Here is a 6471-nt window from a genome sequence, read left to right on the forward strand (position 1 = left end):
CCCGGCCGTCACCGCCGGGGTCTCGCGTTCGGGGCGGACCGGGAAGGCCATGCCGTCCAATGCGGTCAGCTTGCGCACCGCCTCCTGGAGCAGCCGCCCGCTCGTCTCCCCTACCCCCACCGGAGCCACCGGCTCCGCCGCGCCCGCCCCTCGGGCGTGCCGCTCGCACTCCTCCCCCCGCCCCGCCACCACCGCGCACGCCGCGTCCTGCAGCGCCAGCATGCAGACCACCCGCAGTTGGGCCGCCCCCACGCATCCGTCCGCGACGAGCTGGTCCTCCGGCCACCGCCGCCCGCCGGAGTCCCGCACCAGCTCGGCCCAGCGTTCTCCGGTGAGCCGGCCGGACCTCAGCAGCAGCGCCTCCGGTCCGGGCGCGCCGGGACTCTCCACCCCGACGACCAGCCCGCCACGCAGGTGGAAACTGCCGCCGGGCCTGCCCACGACCCGCAGCTCCCCGGTGAACTCCTCGCGTCCGCACTCCGCGAGCGCCCGGGACAGCCGCCCGTAGCCGGCCCGGTCGAGCGACCGCCGCGCGCCCCCGTCCGGACGCCCGTCCACAAGCCCGCCCGGAACGCCCGACATCACACCCCCGATCCGAACCACCGCCGTCGCACATCTGCCTGACACGTCGCCCTGAGGGGGCAATGTCTAGCAGCGGCACGGCACCTGTCGGCCGCATGCGAGCGAACCTGTCGTCAGGTGACGGGACATGACCGCTCGCGCCCCGCAACCCCCGCCATGAGTCGCGCATGTGACCGATCGGGAACCGATAAGTTCACCCCTGCCCCACCTCGCCCGTCCGCCACAAAATCCACGAGTTGGCGTATTTCAGGAAAGGACCCCATCTGTGCCACGATCACGGGGAACGTCCACCCCCCTGCAAGGGAGAGCCCGTGCTCACTGTCGGTGACAAGTTCCCGGAATTCGAACTCACCGCCTGCGTCTCGCTGGAGAAGGGCGGGGAGTTCCGGCAGATCGACCACAAGACCTACGAGGGTCAGTGGAAGGTCGTCTTCTCCTACCCGAAGGACTTCACCTTCGTGTGCCCGACCGAGATCGCCGCCTTCGCCCGGCTGAACGACGAGTTCGCCGACCGCGACGCCGTGGTCCTCGGCTTCTCCGGCGACTCGGAGTTCGTCCACCACGCCTGGCGCAAGGACCACCCGGACCTGCGCGAACTGCCGTTCCCGCTGCTGGCCGACGCGCGGCACGAGCTGATGCGGGCGCTCGGCATCGAGGGCGAGGACGGTTATGCCCAGCGGGCGGTCTTCGTCGTCGACCCCAACAACGACATCCAGTTCACCATGGTGACCGCCGGCTCGGTCGGCCGGAACCCGCAGGAGGTGCTGCGGGTCCTGGACGCCCTCCAGACCGACGAGCTCTGCCCGTGCAACTGGAACAAGGGCGAGGCCACCCTGGACGCGGCGTCGCTGCTGGCGGGTGGGTGACCGATGGCGCTCGCCGAACTGAAGTCGGCCATACCGGACTACGCCAAGGACCTGCGGCTCAACCTGGGCGCCGTGATCGGCAACTCGCTGCTGCCCACCCAGGCCCTGTGGGGGACGGTGCTGGCCTGCGCCATCGCCTCCCGCTCACCCCTCGTGCTGCGCGAACTGGAGCCGGAGGCCCGGGAGAACCTGAAGCCGGAGGCGTACCGGGCCGCGAAGACGGCGGCGGCCATCATGGCCATGAACAACGTCTTCTACCGCACCCGGCACCTGCTGTCCGACCCGGAGTACAGCTCGCTGCGCGCCGGGCTGCGGATGAACGTCCTCGGCGATCCCGGCGTGGACCGTGCGGACTTCGAGCTGTGGGCGTTCGCGGTCTCCGCGGTGAACGCCTGCGGCGCCTGCCTGGACGCGCACGAGCACAAGCTGCGGGAGGCGGGGGTCTCCCGCGACGTGGTCCAGGAGGCCACCAAGATCGCCGCCGTCCTCCAGGCGGTCGCCGTCACCCTCGACGCCGAGGCCGCCCTGTCCTCGTGAGGCACTGAGGCACTCCCGCGACCCAGCCGGGGCCCGCCGAGGCCGGAGACCCGCCGAGGCCGCCGAGGCCTGGTGGACGGCGTGACGGGCGAAGGGGCGGGCACCGCACGGTGCCCGCCCCTCACGCGATCCCGCGCCCGGTCACACCCGACGGCCGGGCCGGGCCCGGACGGTCACACGGCCGTCGCCCCGGAGGGCGGAACGCTCGACCGGTGGGCGTGCCGGTGCAGGTAGGAGACGACGGTGTTGAGGACCGCGACCAGCGGCACGGCCACCACCGCGCCGCCGATGCCCGCGATCATCCCGCCGGCGGAGACGGAGAGCACCACCGCCAGCGGATGCACCCGCACCGCCCGCCCGAGGATGAAGGGCTGGAGGATGTGGCCCTCGATCTGCTGCACCGCGAGCACCACCACCAGCGTCATCACGGCGACGAAGACGCCCTGGGTGACCAGCGCGACCAGCACCGCCAGCGCCCCGGAGACGAAGGCGCCGACCAGCGGGATGAAGGCGAAGAGGAAGATGACGACGGCCAGCGGCACCGCCATCGGCACGTCCAGGAAGTAGATGCCGAGCCCGATGAAGACGGCGTCGATCAGCGCCACCACCACCGTGCCGCGCACATAGGCGGTGAGCGTCCGCCAGGCCATCGGCCCCGCGCCCGCGACGCCCTGCCGGGCCGCCACCGGGACCAGCTTGAGCGTCCAGCGCCAGATCTTCTTGCCGTCGTGGAGCAGGAAGAGCGTGCAGAAGATCATCAGCAGCAGCATGGTGAGCGCCTCGACGACCACCGTGACGCCTTCGAGGCCGGCCGAGGTCAGGGACTCGGTGTTGGAGCCGACCGCCTCGCGCAGGTTCTCGGCGATGCCGTTGATCTGGCTCTCCGTCACGTGGAACGGGGAGTTGAGCAGCCACAGCCGCAGGTCGTCGATGCCGCCCTGGACCTGTCGCGACAGGTTGTCGGCGTTCTCCATGATCTGCCACGTCACGAACCAGCCCAGCAGTCCCAGCACCGCGAAGCCGAGCACGGCGGTGAACGCGGTGGCGGCGCCGCGGGGGAGCCCCTTGCGGATCAGGCGGGCGGAGAGCGGCTGGAGGAGCGCGGTGACCAGGAGGGCGCCGGCGAAGGAGAGCACGATGAGCCGGACCGAGCTGATGACGCGCATCAGCACCCAGACCGTGCCGGCCAGGACCAGCAGGCGCCAGGCGGCCTCGGCGGCCACCCGCAGCCCCCACGGCACCACCTGGGCCGGGTCGGGGCGCACCACCACCTGCTGCACGATGAGCGGCTCCTGGTCGGACTCGCTCCCCTCGTCATGGCGCGCCTCGGCACGCCGCTCCTCCCACCGCTTGCCCGCGGCGTTGAGCCCGGCGCCGAGCCGGCCCGCCCAGTCAGGAAGTCGCGCCATGGTCGTCCTCTGCCCCCGTCTCTCCCCGTCACTCCGGGCGTGTCAGTCGGTCCGCACGACCGTACATGGCGGCAGCCCCTCACCGTAGGACGGTGAGGGGCTGCCGCACGAACGCGGGGTGGCGCGGGGGCGACGCCCCCGCGCCGTCACGGCTCCGGTCCGGTCAGTACCAGTGGTTGGCCTGCCAGAAGTCCCAGGCGCCGCACGGGCTGCCGTAGCGGCCCTCCATGTAGTTCAGGCCCCACTTGATCTGGGTGGCGGGATTGGTCTGCCAGTCCGCGCCGGCCGTCGACATCTTGGAGGCCGGCAGCGCCTGGAACAGGCCGTAGGCGCCGGAGGACGGGTTGACCGCCTTGTAGTTCCAGCCCGACTCGTGGTCGACGATGTTGCTGAAGCACTGCCACTGGTCGGCGGCGACCATCGAGCGGGCCATCGCCTGGATCTGCGCGACCGAGTAGGACGACTGGGCGGCGAAGCTGCTCGCGTCGGCGAGGGCCGCGTCGTCGCGGGCGGCCCGGTCGGCCTTCTCCTGCTCGGCCTCGCGCTCCGCGGCCTGCTTCTTGGCGATCGCCTTCTTGGCGGCCTCCTTGCGCGCCTCCGCCTCGGCGCCCTTGCGGGCCTCGTAGTCGGCGGCGATCAGCTGCGCGTCGGCCTGGGCCTCCAGGTGCGCGACCTGGACGTCGGCCTGCTGGCCGGCCGGGATGTCCGCGAGGAGCAGCGTGGTGCCCTCGCCGGCTGCCTGCGTGTCGTTGGGCTGGGCAGTGCTGCCCGTCGCGACGCCGACCACACTTCCGACAGCGGTGACCGCCGTGGCCGAAGCCACCGCGAATCCCCGGACCGAGATCCGGCTCACACGATTTCCTTCCAGCATCGCCCGCATCGGTGACCCTGGCGGACGCGTTCGTGCCCTTGGCGCTGGCCTCCCAACAACGGGGTCACGGAGGCGCGGACCCGGTGGGCAACTCCCGGTGTGGGAGCGCCACGTACAGCTCGGGCGGCATACGGCTGCGCTATGCAGTTGGCCTTGATGCTCATGGGGGGCGGTACCGCTGGGGGCACCGGTGAGCCGTATGCGGGGCCTGACAGGAGTGAGACTCTGCCGTAACAGGACACGCAAGGCAATTCCCTGTGCCGTGTGAAAGCTCACATGGCCCACGCACAGGGGAATTTCACCGATCCGGAGGACGTGCGAACGCCGCCCGGCTAGGCTCCCGTGCCTTTGCCGGACGGCGTCCACATCCCTTGCGATACGGCCGACTTCATCAGGAAAAGAGGTCGATCAGGTCGCACGCGACAGGCGTCGCACATCACCTGAAATCCATCTTTTCCGGACCATCACATCGCACTCTCCTCCAGCATCTCCGTGACCAGCGCGGCGATCTGGGACCGCTCGGAACGGTTGAGGGTGACGTGGGCGAAGAGCGGATGCCCCTTCAGCCGCTCCACCACCGCGACCACCCCGTCGTACCGGCCCACCCGGAGGTTGTCCCGCTGGGCCACGTCGTGGGTGAGCACCACACGGGAGTTGGTGCCGATCCGGGAGAGCACCGTCAGGAGCACGTTCCGCTCCAGCGACTGCGCCTCGTCGACGATCACGAACGCGTCGTGCAGCGAACGGCCGCGGATGTGGGTGAGCGGCAGGACCTCCAGCATCCCGCGCGAGGTGACCTCCTCGATCACCTCCCGGCCGGTCACCGCGGAGAGCGTGTCGAAGACCGCCTGCGCCCAGGGGTTCATCTTCTCGCTCTCGGAGCCCGGCAGGTAGCCGAGGTCCTGGCCGCCGACCGCGTACAGCGGGCGGAACACCATGATCTTCTTGTGCTGACGCCGCTCCAGCACCGCCTCCAGACCCGCGCAGAGCGCCAGCGCGGACTTGCCGGTGCCGGCCCGGCCGCCCATCGAGACGATGCCGATCTCCGGGTCGAGCAGCAGGTCCAGGGCGACCCGCTGCTCCGCGCTGCGGCCCTTCACCCCGAACACCTCGCGGTCCCCGCGCACCAGCCGCACGTCGCCCTCGGCGGTGACCCGGCCCAGCGCCTTGCCCCGCTCCGAGCTGATCCGCAGTCCGGTGTGGACGGGAAGGTCGACCGCCTCGGGGACGTGCACCCTGCCCTCCTCGAAGAGCAGGTCCACCTGCTCCGCCGAAAGGGTGAGTTCGGACATTCCGGTCCACCCGGAGGAGTCCGTGATGGCAAGCTCGGCCCGGTACTCCTCGGCGAGGAGACCGACCGACGACGCCTTGATCCTGAGCGGGAGGTCCTTCGAGACGACCGTGACGTCGAATCCCTCGGCCTGGAGGTTCCGGGCCACCGCGAGGATCCGGGAGTCGTTGTCGCCCAGCCGGTAACCCGAGGGCAGCACGCTGGGGTCCGAGTGGTTGAGCTCGACCCTGAGGGTGCCGCCCAGGTCTCCGATCGGGATGGGCGCGTCCAGCCGCCCGTGCCGCACCCGCTGGTCGTCGAGCAGGCGGAGCGCCTGCCGCGCGAAGTAGCCCAGCTCGGGATGGTGCCGCTTGGCCTCCAGCTCCGTCACCACCACGACGGGCAGTACCACTTCGTGCTCGTCGAAACGGTGGACGGCGTTGGGATCGGCCAGCAGGACGCTGGTGTCGAGAACGTAGGTGCGCCGGTCGGGCTTGTGGCGCTGTGCGCTGGTCACCACGGAAGGACGTACCCCCTCGGGGAAGGTCGGGGAGCGACGACGGTGTCTGATGACGACGGGGCCTGGACCGGTCTCGGCGCCGATGCGCGGGCCGAGAACCGGCCCCCCGCCGCTTCCGCGGCCGCCGAAGCGGCTCGGTCGGGCTGGTGCAATGGGCCTCCCGGACGGACGGCCCCTGCGCCGCCCGCTGAGGTGTGACACCCGTGGTTCGGGCGTCGACCTGCAGGGGTTATGCCCGCCCACGGCCCTCACCATGCCGTCGTCACGCCTCGTCGTGCGACACCTCTCCCACGCCGCACACCCCTGTGCGAACTCCCGGACGCTGCACGGGAGTTGGGTAATCGGATCGTTCCGTGGCCCGACTGCGCCCGGCGTGCGCCGGTCGGCGCCGTCCGTTTCGCGCCACGTCGGCCCGG

At 71.3% G+C, this 6471-nt stretch carries 5 protein-coding genes and 1 pseudogene; 2 read left to right on the top strand and 4 right to left on the bottom strand.

Annotated features, from left to right (window positions below; genetic code table 11):
- Positions 1 to 558: pseudogene (locus tag HW445_RS14875) on the bottom strand (MarR family transcriptional regulator); the annotation flags it as partial.
- 335 nt (positions 559 to 893) lie between these two features.
- Here HW445_RS14875 and HW445_RS14880 point away from each other — a divergent pair.
- Both HW445_RS14880 and HW445_RS14885 read left to right on the top strand, forming a co-directional pair.
- Complete coding sequence (locus HW445_RS14880; RefSeq protein WP_180221496.1) at positions 894 to 1448, top strand: peroxiredoxin; 555 nt, start codon at positions 894 to 896, stop codon at positions 1446 to 1448.
- A gap of 3 nt (positions 1449 to 1451) precedes the next feature.
- Positions 1452 to 1985: a carboxymuconolactone decarboxylase family protein gene (locus HW445_RS14885; protein WP_180221497.1), complete on the top strand. Its 534-nt coding sequence runs from the start codon at positions 1452 to 1454 to the stop codon at positions 1983 to 1985.
- A 173-nt stretch (positions 1986 to 2158) separates the two neighbouring features.
- Here HW445_RS14885 and HW445_RS14890 read toward each other — a convergent pair whose 3' ends face one another.
- The 3 genes from HW445_RS14890 to HW445_RS14900 all read right to left on the bottom strand — a co-directional run bounded on the left by HW445_RS14890 (position 2159) and on the right by HW445_RS14900 (position 6055).
- Positions 2159 to 3394: an AI-2E family transporter gene (locus HW445_RS14890; RefSeq protein WP_180221498.1), complete on the bottom strand. Its 1236-nt coding sequence runs from the start codon at positions 3392 to 3394 to the stop codon at positions 2159 to 2161.
- A gap of 163 nt (positions 3395 to 3557) precedes the next feature.
- Positions 3558 to 4265, bottom strand: a complete 708-nt coding sequence (locus tag HW445_RS14895) for a transglycosylase SLT domain-containing protein (RefSeq protein ID WP_180221499.1) — start codon at positions 4263 to 4265, stop codon at positions 3558 to 3560.
- Positions 4266 to 4729: 464 nt separating this feature from the next.
- Positions 4730 to 6055: a PhoH family protein gene (locus tag HW445_RS14900; protein WP_180221500.1), complete on the bottom strand. Its 1326-nt coding sequence runs from the start codon at positions 6053 to 6055 to the stop codon at positions 4730 to 4732.
- Between the last annotated feature and the right edge of the window lie 416 nt (positions 6056 to 6471).

Source organism: Streptomyces sp. UH6 (assembly GCF_013421635.1).
GTDB classification, from domain to species: Bacteria; Actinomycetota; Actinomycetes; order Streptomycetales; family Streptomycetaceae; genus Streptomyces; species Streptomyces abyssomicinicus.